Below are 18,103 nucleotides of genomic sequence, written 5' to 3'. Positions count from 1 at the left end.
TGGATCTGCCTGATCCGCAAACGGAGGAAACACCATATGAAGAAGATCATGTTGGCAGCGGCAATTTTTGGCGCCTCTGTCGTCGCAACTTTCGCCCAAACACCGCCGGCTCCATCTCCGGATGGAAATACACCAGCAGTTGCAACCCCGGATACCAAAAATCCGACTGCGCCCGTTGAGGGTGCCAACAGCTTTACCGAAGCTCAGGCGAAGGATCGCATTGCGGAAGCCGGCTACACCGACGTCAAGGATCTCAAGCTCGACGACAAGGGGATCTGGATGGCCTCTGGCATGAAGGATGGCAAAGCCGTCTCCATAGCCCTCGATTATCAAGGCAACATCGTCGCCAAGTAACCCAAGGAGAAGCATGATGAGAACTGTAACCGGACTTTTCGATGACTACTCTGACGCTCGCTCCGCCGTCACCAAATTGGAAGCGGCAGGCGTTCCCTCAACCGACATCAGTATCGTCTCCAACAAGGCCGGCCGCATCGATCGCGACTCCGACGTTGGAGAGGATGCCGCGACCGGTGCCGGCATTGGCGCTGCCCTCGGAGGCGCTGGCGGCCTGCTCACCGGACTGGGCCTGATGGCCATTCCCGGTGTCGGACCGGTGGTTGCCGCAGGCTGGCTTGCCGCGACTGCGGCCGGGGCTGTTGCCGGCGCCGTCGCTGGTGGTGCCGCTGGTGGCCTAATCGGCGCCCTCACCGACTCCGGCGTCTCGGAAGATGATGCCCACCTTTATGCCGAAGGCGTCCGCCGTGGTGGCAGCTTGGTTACGGCCCGGGTCGACGACGCCCGCGCTTCCGAGGCGCAGGCCATTCTCCAGGGTTCGAACTGGGTCGACCCGGTTGAACGTCGGCGTGCCTATAACGAGCAGGGATGGACCCGGTTTGACGATACGCTCGATCCATATGCCCCTGAACAGATTGCGCAAGAGCGCGACCGGTACCGGCGGACCGCCATCTAACCGGCTTCGAGTTCAACCCTCCTCGCGCTGCGCAAGGAGGGTTGAAGCGCAGCTGGCGTCTCCCCTATCGAGCACCATCTTGCGCTAGCGGCAAAAGCCACACGTCGCTTGATGAGATGGCGTTTCCGCCGCGGGGATCGATGGCCGCGGTGGTATGCCATGGCTGGCAATGAAATCGCGAATAGCTGCTTCCGCGTGCTTCGCCTTGGAGCAGCAACGCCGATAACGTGCGATCTCCTGAATTTTGAATCATAGCACGTTGCTCTGACCTCAGAGCTGCCGCGGCGAGCTTGTTTTGAAGAGACGGCGTTTCCACTGCCCGTGACGGACATTGGCTTGTGTTTGCCATGGGCTTGTGTTTTTCCGTCGACAACGACGGAGCGGCGCCTGGCCGATAATCGCGATAGAGGAATGGATCACAATGCTCTCCGCCGAACAAAAGAGTGAATTTCATCGAGCCTTCGAACGTCGCCGGCCTTATGCCGATGGTGAAGCGGACGCGTATCTTGAATCTGACAGCGTCACTGCATTTTCTCCTCTAGAAGACAATGACCTTTCGTTTCGGTTGGCGCTGACCAGCAATGAAACACTCGACCTTGCGACCAACCCGATCTGCGCGGGACGGCTGGCCGCAGCCTTGCTCGACCTGATAGCGAAGAGGGGGACTTTGTCGTCGACCTGACGATCTGGGACGCTGGAAGCGGGGAGCAGCTTGTGATGCTCAAGCCCTGACGAGCCCACGGTTAGGATACCGCGGCGATCTTCGCCGTCAGCGGGTGCATGTAACCCACTTTCGCGTTTGCGCTAACGAAGACGAAGACGAAGACGAATTTGGCCGGTCAGCCTGGCGTGATCAACTGGCTTGGATAGCCCGAAACCTGCGCACTCTAGCATGCGATCCGCAGGTTTTGTCCGAGCACCATCGTCTGAGGCCGCCACGAGATTGATCCAGAAAGAGCCAGCCGCAATTTGGACCTTGACACGCACGTACAGGACGGCGTGCGTGTCGCGACGTCAGCAGTTCGGCGGCTGACTGGGCGATACGAGTACTGATTGCATCCAAATCTTTGGCATCCGCCGGACGCCACTGGATCCTGCCTCCAACGCAGCTCAGTGATTGCTGCAGTTGCGCACGCCGGGCCATGCCGGCAACGAGGTCGAGATCGTCCCGGCTGATCGGGCTTGCATCATATTCGGACAGAAACAGGCGGCTAAGAGCCTCCCGCAACTCCTTAGCTTCTCCGAGTTCCTTTTTCGCGTCGGACGGCGACCCGCCGGCCTTAGCTAGTAAGGTATCGCGTTCTTTGTCGTCGATCAGATCGAGACGACGGGCCCAGGCCACGAGGTCATCGTAGCTATTCAGGAAATCCGGGCCCCAACGTTCACCGCGACTATCGACCGTGTTGACGAAGTCGAGCGCTGGATGACCGCCGAGAAGGCTGATGTCATGGATCGTCTTTAGCGTGTTCATAATTTGAATATCGTTTCCGGGAACGATTTGGGCAAGGGCGAGTTGTAACGGTCTAAATGATTTTTACACGTTACACGGATCGGAGCCCCGATGCCCAGCGGTGCCAACAAAAATCATCTGCGCTTTCTGATGTTATGCATAATCTGGGGAAGCACCTGGATCGGAACCAAGGCCGGCATCCAAGCCGTGCCGCCGCTCGTGTTCGCCGGCACGCGGTTCACCCCTGCCGGCATGTTGCTTCTTCTCTACGCTTGGGCGAATGGCAACATAGCGGGGCTGAAGGTGAGAGATGGCATTCGCTTTACCGCCGCCAGTATGCTGATGATTACGCTCTGCTACGGCCCATTGTTCTGGGGCATGCAGTATATCAATTCCGGGACTGCCGCCGTTCTGGAAATGTCGCTCACTCCGATCGCGCTGCTGGTATTTGCTCTCCTGCTAGGCGAAGAGACATTGGATGGCCGGCGGATCTTCGCGATCGCTCTGGGGGTCTGTGGACTGGTCGTCCTGTTCTGGCGGGCTTCCGCCTATGTAAGTCTGCCTGAAGCCTTCCCAGGCGCGAGCCTATGGGGGGGATTGGCGGTTGCATCAGCGGCCTTCACCTATGGTTACAGCTCGGTGTTGGCCCGTCCACTTCTCCGATCCTATCCGGCCTTGTTCGTTTCAGGTGTGACGACCTCGTTCGGAGGCTTCGTGCTGCTGATGGTAGCCCTGGCTTTCGAACCGGGGGCAGTTTCCGCCCTCTCCGGCGACTGGGGCATGATTGCCTGGCTTGGCTGGTTCTTCCTTGTGATCTTTGGCTCGCTAATCGGCTACACGACCTTCATGCGCTTGCTGCGGGATATCGGCGCATCCCGCGCCGGTAGCTATGCCTTCGTTTCGCCGGTCATCGCTGTCGCCCTCGGCGCTGCTGTCTTCGCGGAGCGGATAACAGTGATGGATGTGATCGGCATCATCGTAATGCTGAGTGGCGCCTGTCTCGCCATGTCAGGAGCGCCGGCGACCGAACATGCCGCTCTCGAAAGCTGAATCAGATCGAACTGAGTTCCAGTTGTATCAAATGTTGGAGACCAGAGATGGCAACGACACTGATAACGAAAATCCAGCAGGGGCAAACAGGCGCCTGTTCTTGAGGCAGGGCGGATAGTGGAGCCCTTATCGTTCGCATCCTCCGCGAGCTGGAGGCGCATCGGCCGGATGTGCTCGGAAACGTGCCGGCTGAGCGCTGCGACAAGGGCTTCGGCTTCATCACGCCTGAGGGCGGCGGACAGGATGTGTTTGTTCACGTCTCTGCCTTGCAACGCGGCCGTTCGCTGCGCGAAGGCGATAAGGTCAGCTTCGAGGTCGGAGGACCGCAAGACCGGAAAGTCGAAGGCTGAGAACGTTTCGGTCTTCTGATCGGCTGTCGTAGATTTGCCAGGCTGCTTAGACAGGCGAGCCCAGCACCACGATGTCGTCATAGACCGGCGCGACCGTGCCGAAGATAGCGCGGCCGGGGAAGGCGCTATGCCGGACCTCGCCTCCGATGAGGCGAGGTCGTCACTGATACCCCTAGATGATAGCAAGGCGCGCAGGCCGAGCCGGATGCGCGGTCGGCTTTCTCTTCCAAGGAACAAGAACGGACGGCATGCCGGCTTCCAAGCAGGCGGCCACGAAGGCCTCCCGCGCGATAATGCCGGCGGTGGTGTCGTTGAGGGCGCCACGGCACGTCTTGACTGCTCGCTCGTGGCGCTCTCCGTGACGCAACGGCCATTCGTTTTCGAGAAAGTCCAAGGCGTCGTATGCGCCTGTGAAACTGCGCTCCAAACCGCACTGCAGCCGGATTCTTACCGGCTGGGTCCATGGAACATCGTTCTGCGGCATTTTTTCCTCCTTTCATGCCACCAATGGTCCTGTCGAAATGATATTGTTAGGGATAGCCGATCATTCAAGGACCGTCAGAACCGTCGAGTAGCCCATTGCAAACGCCAGCGCCGTCCCCAATGTCAGGCGGCGTCCTAGAAACAGGATGAGGCCCTTTTTCTTGCGGGCCCTGGGAAGGATCGGGCCATCATATGATCATGAAACTCTTTTTCAACTCCAGTCGCTCCCGAGAGCGCTTTCTCGAAGCCATTCTCCAAAGTGCGATCGAATATGCGATCATCTCGACAGATCTGGATGGGCTGGTGACCACCTGGAATGAGGGCGCGCGCCGGATCCTCGGATGGGATGAGGCCGAGTTGGTCGGCCGGCCTGCGGCCGTGATTTTCACCGAGGAAGACCGGCAGGCGGGGGTTCTTCAACGGGAAATGACCGCCGCTTTGACCGAAGGTCATGGCAATGACGAGCGCTGGCACGTTCGCAAGGACGGCTCGTTGTTTTGGGCGTCGGGTCAGATGATGGCATTGACGACGGATGACGGCGAAGTCGAGGGCTTCGTGAAGATTCTCAGAGATCAGACAGAGCAGAGAGAGAACGAGGAACGACAGCGCGTTCTGATGCACGAGCTCTCGCACCGGATGAAGAATACGCTCACCGTCATTCAGGCTATCACCAGCCAATCCTTCCGAAACGCGAGCTCTATAGAGGATGCGGAACAGGCGATCTCGGCACGGATCAATGCATATGCCAAAGCGCACGAAATTTTGCTACAGCGGAATTGGCTGGGCGCTACCCTGACGGCGATTGTCGAGGCGACGGCTATCAATCTCGGACTAGAGACGTCGGAACGGTTCAAAGCAAGCGGTCCTGCTGTTGAATTGGGTCCTCAGGCGGCTCTTTGCTTCTCCCTCGTGCTGCACGAACTTGTCACCAACGCCAACAAGTATGGTGCGCTATCGGGAGAGACCGGGATAGTCGAAATCGATTGGTCTGTGCGCGACGAGGCGGGTGACAAGCGCCTAGACTTCCGTTGGCGGGAGGTCGGTGGCCCTGCGGTAGAAGCGCCGGATAAGAAGGGGTTCGGCTTTCGACTCATCAACTCCAGTCTCTCCGCCTTCGGCGATGTCACTGTTGGCTACGCGCCGACAGGTTTTGTCCTGTCGGTGGACGCATCGCTTCTGAAACTGCAATTCAAAACGTATTCCGACGCTGAGGAATAATTCGAGAGAACGATCTGCAAGAGTTAGGGGCGCTTGGCGTCGTCGGTTCGGAACCATTCGCACCGATTGACATTGCTTCTGGATCTCGCAAACGGCGGACGCTTGATGCACAACAACAGGAAGCAGTTCTTCGTCCTCGCTCTTGCCTTTCTGATGAGCATGTTCTTTCGCAGCTATTTCGGCGTGGTCGGTCCGATGGTCGCTGCCGACATCGATCTCGACCCCAGCCGCTATGGATACGCGGCGTCGGCCTTCTTCATTTCGTTCGGGCTGCTGCAGATGCCACTGGGCTCAGCCTTCGACCGCTTCGGCGCAGGAACGCCTATGACTGTTTTAATGATCGTCGGCGCCATGGGGGCCGCGTTGGTCGCCATGGCACGAACGGCCGGACAGCTTGTTGCCGGTCAGGCGGTCCTGGGCGCGGGATGCGCGCCGATCTTCATGGGAGTGGTCTATCAGTTCGGAAGTCTTGGCGACGGGGTGGCCGCGCGGAGAAAGATCACCGCCGTCAGCGCTGTTGGCACCATCGGCGCCCTTCTATCGGCGTCGCCTATGGTTTGGCTTTCTGAAGTCCTCGGGTGGCGCGGGGCGATGCTTGTTGCAGCGTCAGCGATGGCGCTTTGCGCGGTTGGCGTCGCCTTTCAAATGGCACCAACGCCACAAGAAGGACAATCGGAAGAGGCGACTGAGAGCAGGCCAGCGGGCTTAGTCTACCTCTTGCCAATATGCCTAACCCTGTCGCTCGGAGGGACTTTTCGCAATGCTTGGGCGACCCCTTACCTGTCCGGGGTGTTCTCCGCGGATCAGCGTGTCTCAGGTTTCGCGCTGACGATCGTGAGCGCCGTCGGCATAGGGACGTCCTTTGCTATTCCCGCGCTCGTATCCAAAGTGTCACCGCGAAGCATCGTGACGGCTGGGATGGTCGCGGGGACGATCGCCGCTTTCGCCATGGCCGTTTCACCCGGCTCCAGTATTGTCGCCGCCGTCGCTCTGATCTGCCTGCTTTATTCAATCGGCAACCTCCATCCCCTGGTTATGGCCGAAGCGCAGGAACTTGCACCTTCCAAGCACCGAGGCCTTTTGTTGGGCTTTCTCAACACCCTTGTGTTTTTCGGAGTTGCGATCTCTTCGGCTGTATTTGGATGGATCGCCCAAAGTGCCGGTGGACCCTCCGCCACGTTTGAGATCATCTTGTTCAGTACCGCAGGCTGTCTCGCCATCGGCCTGACAGCGTATTTGGCGAGGCCAGCCTGGCGGAGCATCGCAAACCAACGTTAACCGGTCGCCGAGCGAAAGGTGGATCTGTCGAGCGCCAATTTGCGGCCGATCCGAGCATAGCCAGCGTCAAAGGCAGGTCGTGCCCCTCTGTCGCGCGGAATTTATTTCAGTTCAAATTACTTAGTCACTGCTGGAACTTTTTCTGGAGCGTCGCGTTTTGAGCGCGGATGTGATTGCGATTTTTCGCTAACGTCCGCCTTTCCATGTCCGCTCACCATTGCGCCCCGCGTCTCCGCGGGGCGATTTTTGCGTATATTTGGTGGGGATCAGCTCCCAGTGTTAACCTGGTGCATGGCCACTTCTGATCTTGCCTTGTCGACCAGTCAAAATGCTCGTCAATCGTTGATCTTAGCTGTGTTCTCGGGCCGAATTGGCGGGCCCACCTTCCACTGAACGCTTGGGGTGCCGTTGATCGGCGTCTTCCCCGATCCTAATGCTTGCCGACACTATTCGTATTGTCGGTCAGCAGACGCAACATGCCCCACGCCGTGGCTCGTGACCGCTCTATCGCCGGGAAGCGAAAAGATCTGTCGCCATAGGCCAATCATGCCGATTCATCTCGGTTTCGCGACAGCCTGCAGGGTTCTGTAAATTTTGCGGTCATCACCGATTTTTGAATACCGGAGGCGTTGTTGTTGTGTTTTTCCAGTGTGTTAGCAGCCGGCGATGAAGAGTGCTAATTTTTTTGTTTTGACCTCTTGAAATCAAAAAACCGACAAACCAGATCATTTTGCGCAAAACGCTCGAGTGAGGTTTTGCACCCGCCCGGACTGGTCATCCGGTCCGGGCGGGGGAACAACGTCATCATTGTTTGTCCATCGGAGGGAAAACATGTCGTTCCGACCGCTTCATGATCGCATTCTTGTCCGCCGGGTTGAGTCTGAAGAGAAAACCAAAGGCGGAATCATCATTCCCGATACCGCCAAGGAAAAACCTCAGGAAGGCGAGGTCATCGCCGTCGGCCCCGGCGCGCGCAACGATGCCGGCCAGATCCAGGTGCTTGACGTCAAGGCTGGCGATCGCATCCTGTTCGGCAAATGGTCCGGCACAGAGATCAAGATCAACGGCGAGGACCTGTTGATCATGAAAGAAAGCGATGTCATGGGCGTCATCGAAGCCCCGGCAGAGCAGAAGCAGGCCGCCTGAGCCGTCCACCCCACCAATCTATCAGTCAAATAGCTGCCTATTAGAGGAGTTAGAGAAATGGCTGCAAAAGACGTTAAATTTAACACCGATGCTCGTGAACGCATGCTGCGTGGGGTCGATGTGCTTGCCAACGCAGTGAAGGTGACCCTCGGCCCGAAGGGCCGCAACGTTGTGATCGACAAGTCCTTCGGCGCACCGCGCATCACCAAGGACGGCGTTTCGGTCGCCAAGGAAGTCGAACTCGAAGACAAGTTCGAAAATATGGGCGCCCAGATGCTGCGCGAGGTGGCATCGAAGACCAACGATCTCGCCGGCGACGGCACCACGACCGCAACCGTGCTTGCTCAGGCAATCGTCAAGGAAGGCGCCAAGGCGGTGGCGTCGGGCATGAACCCGATGGACCTGAAGCGCGGCATCGACCTGGCCGTTGACGCCGTGGTCAAGGAACTGAAGACCAACGCGCGCAAGATCTCCAACAATTCGGAAATCGCCCAGGTCGGCACGATATCGGCCAATGGCGACGAAGAGATCGGTCGGTATCTTGCCGAGGCCATGGAAAAGGTTGGCAACGAGGGCGTCATCACCGTTGAAGAAGCCAAGACCGCCGAAACCGAACTCGAAGTCGTCGAAGGTATGCAGTTCGACCGCGGCTATTTGAGCCCTTATTTTGTGACCAACCAAGATAAGATGCGCGTCGAGCTCGAAGATCCCTATATTCTCATCCACGAGAAGAAGCTGTCGAACCTGCAGTCGATGCTGCCGGTTCTCGAAGCCGTCGTCCAGTCCGGCAAGCCGCTCCTCATCATCGCTGAAGACGTCGAAGGCGAAGCTCTTGCAACGCTCGTCGTCAACAAGCTGCGTGGCGGCCTGAAGATCGCTGCCGTCAAGGCGCCTGGCTTCGGCGACCGCCGCAAGGCCATGCTCGAAGACATCGCCATCCTGACCGGCGGCACCGTCATCTCCGAAGACCTCGGCATCAAGCTTGAAAACGTGACGCTGAACATGCTCGGCCGTGCCAAGAAGGTGTCGATCGAAAAGGAGAACACGACCATCATCGACGGCGTCGGCTCGAAAACGGAAATCGATGGCCGGGTCGCGCAAATCCGCGCCCAGATCGAAGAGACCACTTCGGACTACGACCGCGAGAAGCTCCAGGAACGCCTTGCCAAGCTCGCCGGTGGCGTTGCCGTCATCCGCGTCGGCGGCTCGACGGAGGTCGAAGTGAAGGAGAAGAAGGATCGGGTCGACGACGCCCTGCATGCGACCCGGGCAGCGGTCGAAGAGGGTATTCTGCCCGGCGGTGGCGTTGCCCTTCTGCGGTCGGTCAAGGCGCTCGACAATCTCACCACCGCGAACCAGGACCAGCGCGTCGGCATCGAAATCGTGCGACGTGCAATCGAAGCCCCGGTGCGTCAGATCGCCGAAAACGCCGGCGCGGAAGGCTCCGTGATCGTCGGCAAGCTGCGTGAGAAGACTGAGTTCGCCTACGGCTGGAACGCTCAGACTGGCGATTATGGCGATCTCTATGCGCAGGGCGTCATCGACCCGGCCAAGGTCGTTCGCACCGCGCTTCAGGATGCAGCCTCGGTTGCCGGCCTGCTGGTGACGACGGAGGCTATGATCGCTGAAAAGCCCAAGAAGGAAGCCGCTCCGGCGATCCCCGCCGGTGCCGGCATGGATTTCTAAGGCCGCCGGCCCGCCCTGCTCTTGAAGGGCGGGCCTCCAGCAATGGAGGAACAAATGGTTCAAACGATCATCAAGAAGTCGCAAGCGCCGCTTGATTCCCGTGACCTCGAAGTCTGCCGACACGTCTTCGATGACCTCAGAACTGTGGCGGACTTGCCTCGCAATTCTGAAGAAGCTGAACGCATCGCGGCAATCGTCGTGGAGCTTTATCGGCAGGGCGTTCGCAATCCCGAACACCTGAAGACCATGGTTCGGGCCGCGCGCGGACTGTTCGAAAAGCAACCCACCCAGGCCGCGTGACATGGGAGAGTCGACAACGTCCATTGGTCCTATATCCGTGGAGTCAGAACATGAGAAAGGAAACTGATAGCAATTCTGCAGCCAAGCATGCCGCAGCAACAATAAGCGCCGCGCATCTGTTGCACCCGGCCATGCATTTCGATCATCCCCGCCACGTGCTGTTGGCGGACAATATCAGCAAGGACGAGAAGCGGGCTATTCTGGCCTCTGGCAATCGAATCCATGCCAGCCTGGCGACGCTATCCCGGGACAGAACGGATTGTCTCCTATGATGAGGTTCTTGCGACCTTGAAGGCTCTCGATGGTGACGATCAAAACACATCAGCGCAAAAGCAGACGGCTTCCGTCAATGACAGCCAAAGCCGCCGCCGTAGATCGCTGTCGCACCGATCCGGCGGCTTCGGTCTGTGCAGCTACTGGAAACGAGGACTCAGACAACCATTCGAGATCTAACCGCTCCCCCTGACCGCCGCGTGCCTGTTTCGGACGCGGAGAAGATTTTTACCGACGACTCTTTGCTCAACTGAGGAGGTTTTGCCGATGAAGATCGCTCAGATCGCGCCGCTCCCCGAAAGCGTTCCGCCGAAGCTCTATGGGGGAACGGAGCGGATTGTATCCTATCTCACCGAAGAACTTGTCTCGCAGGGCCACGACGTCACGCTTTTTGCCAGCGGCGACTCCGTCACCGACGCCCGGCTCGTATCCTGCGCGGACGTTGCGCTGCGGCTTAACCCGGCGGTCAAGGACCAACTGCCGCATCAGATTGTGATGCTGGAGGAAATTCGCTGCCGCGCGCATGAGTTTGATGTCCTGCATTTCCATATCGATCTGTTGCATTTCCCGCTGATCCGAAATTTTGCCGACCGCACGCTGACAACCTTGCACGGCCGTCTGGATCTGCCGGATCTCAAGCCCTTCTACCAGACCTTCGCAGATGTTCCGGTCGTTTCGATCTCCAATGACCAACGTAGGCCTATGCCACCGGTCCATTGGGCGGGAACGGTTTACCACGGTCTGCCCACCGGTCTGCTGCCTTTCACGGAAAAGCCAAAGGGCGATTACCTTGCGTTTCTCGGCCGCATTTCGCCGGAAAAGCGACCCGATCGTGCAATAGAGATCGCGGCAAAAGTCGGCATGCAGCTGAAGATCGCCGCCAAGATCGACAATGCCGACATGGCCTACTGGGAAACGGTCATCGAGCCGATGATGAAACGTCATTCCAATGTCGAGTTCATCGGCGAGATCGATGAGCATCAGAAAGCAACCTTCCTTGGAAATGCAGGAGCCTTGCTTTTCCCGATCGATTGGCCGGAGCCGTTCGGACTGGTGATGATCGAGGCAATGGCCTGCGGCACTCCGGTCGTCGCCTTCGGCTGCGGCTCGGTGCCGGAGGTGATCGACAACGGCGTGTCCGGAATTCTGGTCGACAGCGTCACCGACGCGGCCGAGAACGTCGAATGGGCGCTTCGGATGGATCGCCACAAGGTGCGGGCCACGTTCGAGAAGCGCTTTACCGCGGAAAGGATGGCGTACGACTACCTCGACCTCTACCGTAGCCTACCCGGCGTCCGTTCCAAAGTCGCTCCAGTTCGCCGGTCGAACGGGCAGCCGCTCGACTTGCAGCTCGTCGTCTGAGATTTCAGGAGGAGCAATGTCTTCTATAGACAGCAGCCCAGTGCCAGCATCGTCCGGCCCGATGGCAACGGTCGAGAAATTTTTCATTCCGGCTACCTCATCACTGCAGGAGCGCCGGCCGCTCACTCTAAAGCACGGCGATACTTTCGCCGTCTTTGATCACAATGGCGATGCAGTTTCGGGACCAGACAGCCCGGAAGGCCTGTTTCATCGCGATACCCGATATCTCTCGCATCTCAGCCTGACGATCAACGGCAAGCCCCCAATGCTGCTGTCGTCGATACTGCGCGATGACAACGCGACGCTCACCTGCGACCTCACCAATCCCGACCTCTTCGACGACAAGGGTCGGCTTGTCCTCGGCCACGACGTCATCCACCTGCGCAGGTCTCGCTTCCTCTGGAATGCTCAGTGCTACGAGCGACTGTCGATAAGGAATTTTGATGACCGCCCGCGGCCCATTCGTATCGAGATCACTTTCGGAGCGGATTTCGCCGATCTCTTCGAAGTTCGCGGAACCGTAAGGGCAAAAAGAGGGCGCCATCTTTCTCCTGTCGTTGAGCAGGATTGTGTCTTTCTCTCCTATATCGGCCTCGACAACCAAAATCGATCAACGCAACTTTCCTTCGATCCGAAGCCGACCGAACTCACCACCGGCCATGTCACTTATGATCTCCAGCTGGCGCCGCACGAGAGCCGGTCTCTGTTCATAGAAATCGGCTGTGACCAGAAGGAGACTCGAAAACCCGGCCATCGTTCGTTCTTCCTTGCGCTGCGGGATTCGCGCAGAGCCCTGCGCGCCTCTTCGTCGCGCGCCGCCTCGATCACAACGTCGAACGAAATCTTCAACGAAGTCGCCCAACGCAGCATCTCCGATCTCTACATGCTGATGACCGACAAGCCAGAAGGCCCCTATCCCTACGCCGGGATTCCCTGGTTCAGCACAGTCTTCGGGCGCGATGCTCTGATTACGGCGCTGGAGACGCTCTGGCTCGATCCGGAGATCGCACGCGGAGTTCTTGGCCACTTGGCAACCAACCAGGCAACGGAGATCGATCCAGTCGCAGATGCGGAACCCGGCAAGATCCTGCACGAGGTGCGCTGTGGCGAAATGGCCGAGCTCGGCGAGGTTCCTTTTCGCCGCTATTACGGCAGCATCGATTCGACGCCGTTGTTCGTGATGTTGGCCGGTGAATATCTCGGGCGAACCGGTGATTTTGCGACCATCGACCGTCTCCTGCCGCATATCGAAGCCGCACTGACATGGATTGATGACCATGGCGATCGCGACGGCGACGGCTTCGTCGAATATGGGCGACAGACGGAAGAAGGGTTGGTCAACCAGGCATGGAAGGACAGCCACGACTCCATTTTCCACGCGGACGGGACGCTCGCCAAGGGTCCGATCGCGATCGCCGAAGTTCAGGCCTACGTCTATGGCGCGTGGCAGGCGGCGGCCGAGATCTTTCAGCGCCTCGGCCGGCCGGAACGGGCCGCCGGCTTCTTAGCGCGTGCGGAGGGGCTGCGTCGCACCTTTGATACGAGCTTCTTCGACGAGGAACTTGGCACCTACGTGCTGGCGCTCGATGGCGACAAGCGACCCTGCAGGGTCCGCTCCTCCAATGCCGGCCATGCCCTGTTCACCGGCATCGCCTATCCCGAACGGGCCAGACAGCTCACCCTCACTTTGATGAGTGCCTCGTCCTTCTGTGGCTGGGGCATCCGCACCATTGCCTCCACAGAGGCGCTCTACAATCCCATGAGCTATCACAACGGCTCGATCTGGCCGCACGACAACGCCCTGATCGCCAGGGGGCTTGCTCGCTATGGCTATCGCGCGGAAGCCGCGCGGATCTTTGAGGGACTCTTTGCCGCTTCGACCTATATCGAATTGCGGCGGCTTCCCGAACTTTTCTGCGGCCTGCCGCGCAGGCGCGCGCAGGGACCGACCTTCTATCCGGTCGCCTGCTCGCCGCAGGCATGGGCGGCGGCAACGCCTTTGTCGTTATTGCAGTCGTGTCTCGGTCTTGAGTTCGATCCGAACGCCTTGCAGATCAGCTTGAACGAGCCGCGCCTTCCGAGCTTCCTCGATGAGGTCACGTTGCGACACCTGTTAATCGGCAATGGTTCGGCAGACATCGCCATTCGACGTTCCGGACTCAATGTCGTTGTGGACGTGATCGATCGCAAGGGCAACATCCGCGTGCTCGCGACGGCATGACCGGTTGCGTCGATCGCGCCCGGAGCAGCGGCCAGTGATGTCATCTATCCTGCTCTTCCTCCTCGGCGGAAAGCAGATCAACGAGCGCGGCAACCCTGCCTGTCGGCAGACGGCGACCTTCGCCCATCAAGGCTTCGTCGTTGTTGGCCCACGCAAATGCCTCGGCAAGTTCAGTCTTGGTCGCACCTGTCGCGATGACCTCAGCCACCAGCGTTTCGTCGGCAGGCCCAAGCACGGCGATGACGTCGTCTGCGGTCATTATCATAGCAACTTTCTCCTCTCTCCCGCTCGGCCCAGATATGGTGGCGCCTCGGAAAATTTTCAATTTTTTCCACCGAGAAGTTCCACTCCCCTTGAAATTCTAAGACACTGAATTATATCGATATTAGTCGATTGCCCAATGGGGATTGACACAGGTCCAGGAGACGCCGTTGCTCTTGGCGTCTCCTTGTATCCATGTTGCTTATAAGGAGGATATGGCTATGAGGACAAACCTCGATTTCTCACCCCTGTTCCGATCGAGCATAGGCTTCGACCGGATGTTCAACGCGCTCGAGGCTGCAAGCCGCGCCGAGACGAGCGACAGTTGGCCGCCTTACGATATCGTCAAAGCTGGCGAGAATGATTACCGCATTGTCATGGCACTGGCGGGCTTCTCACAGGACGAGCTGGCGATGACTCAAGAGCAGAACATGCTCATCGTCTCGGGACAGAAGGCGAGCGACGATGACCTCCAATATCTGCACCGCGGCATCGCCAGCGGCTCGTTCCAGCGTCGCTTCGAACTAGCCGACCATGTCAGGGTCGTGAGTGCGGGTTTCGTCAACGGTCTGCTGACCGTCGATCTCAAGCGCGAAATCCCTGAAGAGATGAAGCCGCGCCAGATCGAGATCCGAACCGGCCAGATGCCGAAGGCCGAGACCAAGCAGATCGAGGGCAAGCAGCAGGCGGCTTAAGCCTTCCCCAGCAGACCGCAAGCAAGGCGCCGGGCATGGTCCGGCGCCGGCAGCAAAGTTTCGCCAAGCGAACCAACAGAAAGGAGAAGAAACATGAGTGTTCGTGATCTGATTCCCTGGGGCCGCAACAATGGCAACCAGGTTTCAAGTCTCTTGCGCGATGACGACCGTGATCCCTTCCTGTCGCTTCATCGTGAGGTGAACCGTCTGTTCGATGATGTCTTCCGCGGCTTTGGCTCCGGCCTGCCGTCCTTCGGCAACGCCTCCTCCCTCGGGGGTGGATGGCCAAGCGTCGAGATCTCCGACACCGACAAGGAGATCAAGGTGACGGCCGAAGTCCCCGGTCTTGAGGAGAAGGACATCGAGGTCCTGCTCAATGATGGCGTGCTGACGCTGAAGGGCGAAAAGCACTCCGAGAGCGAGGATAAGGATCGCCGGTTTTCCGAGCGCTACTACGGCCGCTTCGAGCGCCGCATCCCGTTCGGTGTCAAGGTCAAGGAAGACCAGGTCGACGCCACCTTCAAGAACGGAATACTGACGATCACCTTGCCGAAGACCGAGGAGGCGCAGTCGCAGGTCAAGCGCATCGCCATCAAGAGTTGATCGAGACGAACGCGCGGCGGCCAAGTGGCGGCCGCCGCGCATCCTTCTCCAACATGGGGAGGACAAATGATGGAGACTGGCAGACACTCAGATAACGAGAGAATAGTAACGGCTCCCGGTTTGCGCGTCTTAAACGACAACCGGTGGAGCCATCCTTGTTTCGGGCACTCATTGTTTCCCGAGAATGCCGTTGCCCAAATTTTTAAACCGTCGCGCTCGGTGACAACATCAGGGACCGCGCGGACGAAGGGCTGGCGTCTTGTTTTCGACCGCCGCAGCGCGCCATTCAGCGAACCTTTGATGGGCTATACGGGAAGTGCCGACACGCTCACCCATTCCCCACGCTCGAATCCGCCATCCGCTGTGCCGAGCGGCATGGAGGCGAATGAGGCCTCCACGTCGGATCTTGGAGAGGTTGCAGTCGAAAAGAGGCCAAGATCTGCGCGAGGACAGTCTCAGCAACCGCCGCTCGACGAAACGGCCGGGCCATTATCATGCCGCCCTGATCCTGACATTACTTCTCAACGCGGCCACATGGCCGGCGGCGCTGTCGAGATGAAATTGGTTGACGAGTTCACGCAGTCTGCTCGCCTCACTCGACAAAGACGCCGCCGCTGCGGTCGATTGCTCGACCATCGCCGCGTTCTGCTGGGTGGACTGATCCATTTGATTGACGGCGGTGTTGATTTCGGCGAGCCCCGTGGACTGCTCTCGCGCCGACGTTGCGATGGCTGCCATCAGCTGATTGATCTGAGAGACTTGGTCGCCGATAGACTTAAGCGACTGGCCCGTTTCGAGGACTAATTTCACACCCGTGCCGACTTCGACTGATGACTTTTCGATGAGTCCCTTGATTTCCTTCGCCGCCGTCGCTGCGCGCTGGGCGAGTTCGCGTACCTCCTGTGCGACAACGGCAAAGCCTTTACCGGCTTCTCCGGCGCGGGCTGCCTCGACGCCTGCATTCAGCGCCAGAAGGTTTGTCTGGAAAGCGATTTCGTCGATCACGCCGATGATATTGGAGATTTGCTCCGAGCTGTCCTCAATGCGCCTCATAGCCTGTTCGGCTTGAGACACGACGGCAGCGGAACGTTCCGCACTGACATTAGCCTCCTGCGCGACATTGCGGGCCTCGTCGGTTCGTTTGGACGCGGTGGCAACGTTGGTGGTAATCTCATCGAGAGCTGCCGCCGTCTCTTCCAAAGACGCGGCCTGCTGCTCCGTACGCTTGGAAAGATCTTGCGCACCGGACGCGATTTCGCGCGTTCCATTGTCGATGCTGTGCACCGTTTGCAGGACAGCACCGATTGCCGTCCCGAGTTGCTTGAGGGACGTGTTGAAATCTTCCCGCAGTTGCTCGTATTCCTCAGCGAAGGGCTCCGCCAGCTGGAAAGAGACATCGCCGCCTGCAAGACGTCTCAGTCCGTCACCTAGAGTGGTCGTCGCAAACCGTAATTGTTGCGCCTCATGCTCGGCGCGCTCCTGTGCAGCTGCACGTGCGGCCTCCGACTGGCTTCGCGATGCCGACGCTTCCTGTTCCAGGCGGAGGACATGTATGGCGTTCTGTCGGAACACTTCGACCGCTGCTGCCATTGCGCCAATCTCGTCGGCGCGGCCGGCATAAGGGATCTCGCTTTGCAGATCCCCGTCGGACAAGATCTTCATGGCTGAGGCGATGCGGCGGATCGGGCTCGCGACGCCGAGCACGGCGAATATCGTGCCGGCTAAAGCGACCAGAACGGCAAGAGTTGCAATTATTGCTGTGATTACGAATGCCGTGCGTGCGGCGCCCTCGCTTGCCGCCACATAGGTCTCGGTCTGGCTCAAGATGAAGGCCACGAGATCAGAAATCTTCTGGCCGACCAGATCGGATTGCGGCTCCATACTCTCGCGGAAAAAGCTGACCGCCTCGGCGCCCTTTCCGCCGTCCTGTAATTTAGCCATATGCTCAGCAAGCTCGCCGTACTTCTTGAGTTCCGAGTTGACCTGAGTGATCAGTTCCCGGCCCCGCTCGGTACGCACGCCTTTCACATATTCATCGATCGCGGTCTGGACAGCGGACTTGGCGTCGTCGACCAGTTTAGCTTCAACGGCTTGATTTTCTGGTGAAGACTCCAACAGATAGCGCGCGTAAGCAAGCTTCAAATCGGAGAAATTCCCCTTGATATCCCTCGCGGTAACCAGGCGTTTCATCCAGAAGCCACCAATTTGCTGGGTGTTGTCGTTCAAGGTCGAGATCGTGCTGAGGGAACTGTAGGACAGGACAACGAGGAAGGCACAAATGACGGATAAAACCGCAACAAGGGCCTGCTTGACATTCGGGCGCTTCATTCGGATCTCCAGCTCCTGAGGACGACCGCGCGGGTCACGTAGCTGCGAGAATTCGCCCGATTGGCTAATTTAGAATTAACTTTATTTACTTCGGTCGCCGTGGGCCTGATTATTCTCGTTGCTTACAAACGACACATAGCAAAGCCGTCCGCGCGTACCATCAGGGGGTTGCATCCAGCGCCAATTGCGAATCGTGACAATGCCAACCTGGCGCCGACGGGAGCATTCGCGTCGCTGTGCTGGTTCCGCTTCGTCTGACCGGCGGCAGGCGCAGGAGGCAGTCGGCTCGGTATGGACCGGCTAGAATTCCAAGGATGCGAGTGGCAGCGCATCACGTTCGACAAATCGAAGACAGGTCGGCCGGCCGAGGCTCAAGCTTAGGCACGAACGTTTCTTCGCGGTCCTCTTTTGCGGGCCAACATTCGATCT

The 18,103-nt window shown here is 58.8% G+C and carries 18 protein-coding genes and 2 pseudogenes; 16 read left to right on the top strand and 4 right to left on the bottom strand.

The window, feature by feature from the left end; translation table 11 throughout:
- Positions 1-36: 36 nt before the first annotated feature.
- The 3 genes from NE851_RS02425 to NE851_RS02415 all read left to right on the top strand — a co-directional run bounded on the left by NE851_RS02425 (position 37) and on the right by NE851_RS02415 (position 1,652).
- Complete coding sequence (locus tag NE851_RS02425) at positions 37-354, top strand: PepSY domain-containing protein (RefSeq protein WP_028755978.1); 318 nt, start codon at positions 37-39, stop codon at positions 352-354.
- Between the two features lie 16 nt (positions 355-370).
- The gene (locus tag NE851_RS02420; protein ID WP_028755979.1) at positions 371-970 is read left to right on the top strand and encodes a general stress protein; all 600 of its coding nucleotides are present in this window, start codon (positions 371-373) and stop codon (positions 968-970) included.
- Between the two features lie 421 nt (positions 971-1,391).
- Entirely contained in the window at positions 1,392-1,652 is a 261-nt protein-coding gene (locus NE851_RS02415) for a hypothetical protein (protein ID WP_245445197.1), read from the top strand.
- Between the two features lie 171 nt (positions 1,653-1,823).
- Here NE851_RS02415 and NE851_RS02410 read toward each other — a convergent pair whose 3' ends face one another.
- Positions 1,824-2,441 carry a CGNR zinc finger domain-containing protein gene (locus NE851_RS02410; RefSeq protein ID WP_028755980.1) on the bottom strand — a complete coding sequence of 206 codons (618 nt, stop codon included), beginning with the start codon at positions 2,439-2,441 and terminating at the stop codon, positions 1,824-1,826.
- A 90-nt stretch (positions 2,442-2,531) separates the two neighbouring features.
- On the opposite strand from NE851_RS02410, the gene NE851_RS02405 reads away from it, so the two are divergent.
- Together NE851_RS02405 and NE851_RS02400 are read left to right on the top strand one after the other, a co-directional pair.
- Positions 2,532-3,470 carry a DMT family transporter gene (locus tag NE851_RS02405; protein WP_254956043.1) on the top strand — a complete coding sequence of 313 codons (939 nt, stop codon included), beginning with the start codon at positions 2,532-2,534 and terminating at the stop codon, positions 3,468-3,470.
- Between the two features lie 170 nt (positions 3,471-3,640).
- Positions 3,641-3,839 (top strand): annotated as a pseudogene (locus NE851_RS02400) (cold-shock protein).
- Between the two features lie 153 nt (positions 3,840-3,992).
- On the opposite strand, the gene NE851_RS02395 reads toward NE851_RS02400, so the two are convergent.
- Positions 3,993-4,304 (bottom strand): DUF982 domain-containing protein, encoded by a 312-nt coding sequence (locus NE851_RS02395; RefSeq protein WP_028757698.1) that lies wholly within the window; start codon positions 4,302-4,304, stop codon positions 3,993-3,995.
- A gap of 191 nt (positions 4,305-4,495) precedes the next feature.
- Here NE851_RS02395 and NE851_RS02390 point away from each other — a divergent pair, with 191 nt between their 5' ends.
- The 8 genes from NE851_RS02390 (at position 4,496) to NE851_RS02355 (ending at position 13,787) form a co-directional block, all read left to right on the top strand.
- Entirely contained in the window at positions 4,496-5,521 is a 1,026-nt protein-coding gene (locus NE851_RS02390) for a sensor histidine kinase (protein WP_097622671.1), read from the top strand.
- A 66-nt stretch (positions 5,522-5,587) separates the two neighbouring features.
- Positions 5,588-6,799 carry an MFS transporter gene (locus NE851_RS02385; protein WP_127430013.1) on the top strand — a complete coding sequence of 404 codons (1,212 nt, stop codon included), beginning with the start codon at positions 5,588-5,590 and terminating at the stop codon, positions 6,797-6,799.
- Positions 6,800-7,630: 831 nt separating this feature from the next.
- Positions 7,631-7,945: a co-chaperone GroES gene (groES, locus tag NE851_RS02380; protein WP_028757336.1), complete on the top strand. Its 315-nt coding sequence runs from the start codon at positions 7,631-7,633 to the stop codon at positions 7,943-7,945.
- Positions 7,946-8,002: 57 nt separating this feature from the next.
- Positions 8,003-9,631 carry a chaperonin GroEL gene (gene groL, locus NE851_RS02375; protein WP_028756276.1) on the top strand — a complete coding sequence of 543 codons (1,629 nt, stop codon included), beginning with the start codon at positions 8,003-8,005 and terminating at the stop codon, positions 9,629-9,631.
- A gap of 54 nt (positions 9,632-9,685) precedes the next feature.
- Positions 9,686-9,931 carry a hypothetical protein gene (locus tag NE851_RS02370; protein WP_028756277.1) on the top strand — a complete coding sequence of 82 codons (246 nt, stop codon included), beginning with the start codon at positions 9,686-9,688 and terminating at the stop codon, positions 9,929-9,931.
- A gap of 50 nt (positions 9,932-9,981) precedes the next feature.
- Positions 9,982-10,203, top strand: coding sequence for a hypothetical protein (locus tag NE851_RS35250; protein WP_368411025.1), 222 nt, complete (start codon positions 9,982-9,984; stop codon positions 10,201-10,203).
- Between the two features lie 268 nt (positions 10,204-10,471).
- On the top strand, positions 10,472-11,566 hold the full coding sequence (locus tag NE851_RS02360; protein WP_028756279.1) for a glycosyltransferase family 4 protein: 1,095 nt from the start codon (positions 10,472-10,474) through the stop codon (positions 11,564-11,566).
- Between the two features lie 16 nt (positions 11,567-11,582).
- A complete protein-coding gene (locus NE851_RS02355) occupies positions 11,583-13,787 on the top strand; it encodes an amylo-alpha-1,6-glucosidase (protein ID WP_097542423.1) in 2,205 nt (734 codons plus the stop codon).
- A gap of 40 nt (positions 13,788-13,827) precedes the next feature.
- On the opposite strand, the gene NE851_RS02350 is transcribed toward NE851_RS02355, so the two are convergent.
- On the bottom strand, positions 13,828-14,052 hold the full coding sequence (locus NE851_RS02350) for a hypothetical protein (protein WP_028756281.1): 225 nt from the start codon (positions 14,050-14,052) through the stop codon (positions 13,828-13,830).
- 217 nt (positions 14,053-14,269) lie between these two features.
- On the opposite strand from NE851_RS02350, the gene NE851_RS02345 reads away from it, so the two are divergent.
- The 3 genes and pseudogenes from NE851_RS02345 to NE851_RS02335 form a co-directional block, all read left to right on the top strand.
- On the top strand, positions 14,270-14,743 hold the full coding sequence (locus NE851_RS02345; protein ID WP_028756366.1) for an Hsp20 family protein: 474 nt from the start codon (positions 14,270-14,272) through the stop codon (positions 14,741-14,743).
- Positions 14,744-14,836: 93 nt separating this feature from the next.
- Positions 14,837-15,346: an Hsp20/alpha crystallin family protein gene (locus tag NE851_RS02340; RefSeq protein WP_097542422.1), complete on the top strand. Its 510-nt coding sequence runs from the start codon at positions 14,837-14,839 to the stop codon at positions 15,344-15,346.
- Positions 15,347-15,415: 69 nt separating this feature from the next.
- Positions 15,416-15,726, top strand: a pseudogene (locus NE851_RS02335) (NADH dehydrogenase ubiquinone Fe-S protein 4); the annotation flags it as partial.
- A gap of 112 nt (positions 15,727-15,838) precedes the next feature.
- Here NE851_RS02335 and NE851_RS02330 read toward each other — a convergent pair.
- On the bottom strand, positions 15,839-17,674 hold the full coding sequence (locus tag NE851_RS02330) for a methyl-accepting chemotaxis protein (RefSeq protein ID WP_097596435.1): 1,836 nt from the start codon (positions 17,672-17,674) through the stop codon (positions 15,839-15,841).
- Between the last annotated feature and the right edge of the window lie 429 nt (positions 17,675-18,103).

The organism is Rhizobium anhuiense bv. trifolii (genome assembly GCF_024346605.1).
Lineage (GTDB): Bacteria > Pseudomonadota > Alphaproteobacteria > Rhizobiales > Rhizobiaceae > Rhizobium > Rhizobium anhuiense.
Note: the sequence above shows the minus strand (reverse complement) of the source record. Positions and strands in the feature narration are given on the sequence as shown.

What these genes read in the sequence shown, in the direction of transcription:
- NE851_RS02425 (WP_028755978.1), top strand. Translation starts at nt 37, where the DNA reads ATGAAGAAGATCATGTTGGCAGCGGCAATTTTTGGCGCCTCTGTCGTC.
- NE851_RS02420 (WP_028755979.1), top strand. Translation starts at nt 371, where the DNA reads ATGAGAACTGTAACCGGACTTTTCGATGACTACTCTGACGCTCGCTCC.
- NE851_RS02415 (WP_245445197.1), top strand. Translation starts at nt 1,392, where the DNA reads ATGCTCTCCGCCGAACAAAAGAGTGAATTTCATCGAGCCTTCGAACGT.
- NE851_RS02410 (WP_028755980.1), bottom strand. Translation starts at nt 2,441, where the DNA reads ATGAACACGCTAAAGACGATCCATGACATCAGCCTTCTCGGCGGTCAT.
- NE851_RS02405 (WP_254956043.1), top strand. Translation starts at nt 2,532, where the DNA reads ATGCCCAGCGGTGCCAACAAAAATCATCTGCGCTTTCTGATGTTATGC.
- NE851_RS02395 (WP_028757698.1), bottom strand. Translation starts at nt 4,304, where the DNA reads ATGCCGCAGAACGATGTTCCATGGACCCAGCCGGTAAGAATCCGGCTG.
- NE851_RS02390 (WP_097622671.1), top strand. Translation starts at nt 4,496, where the DNA reads ATGATCATGAAACTCTTTTTCAACTCCAGTCGCTCCCGAGAGCGCTTT.
- groES (WP_028757336.1), top strand. Translation starts at nt 7,631, where the DNA reads ATGTCGTTCCGACCGCTTCATGATCGCATTCTTGTCCGCCGGGTTGAG.
- groL (WP_028756276.1), top strand. Translation starts at nt 8,003, where the DNA reads ATGGCTGCAAAAGACGTTAAATTTAACACCGATGCTCGTGAACGCATG.
- NE851_RS02370 (WP_028756277.1), top strand. Translation starts at nt 9,686, where the DNA reads ATGGTTCAAACGATCATCAAGAAGTCGCAAGCGCCGCTTGATTCCCGT.
- NE851_RS35250 (WP_368411025.1), top strand. Translation starts at nt 9,982, where the DNA reads ATGAGAAAGGAAACTGATAGCAATTCTGCAGCCAAGCATGCCGCAGCA.
- NE851_RS02360 (WP_028756279.1), top strand. Translation starts at nt 10,472, where the DNA reads ATGAAGATCGCTCAGATCGCGCCGCTCCCCGAAAGCGTTCCGCCGAAG.
- NE851_RS02355 (WP_097542423.1), top strand. Translation starts at nt 11,583, where the DNA reads ATGTCTTCTATAGACAGCAGCCCAGTGCCAGCATCGTCCGGCCCGATG.
- NE851_RS02350 (WP_028756281.1), bottom strand. Translation starts at nt 14,052, where the DNA reads ATGATAATGACCGCAGACGACGTCATCGCCGTGCTTGGGCCTGCCGAC.
- NE851_RS02345 (WP_028756366.1), top strand. Translation starts at nt 14,270, where the DNA reads ATGAGGACAAACCTCGATTTCTCACCCCTGTTCCGATCGAGCATAGGC.
- NE851_RS02340 (WP_097542422.1), top strand. Translation starts at nt 14,837, where the DNA reads ATGAGTGTTCGTGATCTGATTCCCTGGGGCCGCAACAATGGCAACCAG.
- NE851_RS02330 (WP_097596435.1), bottom strand. Translation starts at nt 17,674, where the DNA reads ATGAAGCGCCCGAATGTCAAGCAGGCCCTTGTTGCGGTTTTATCCGTC.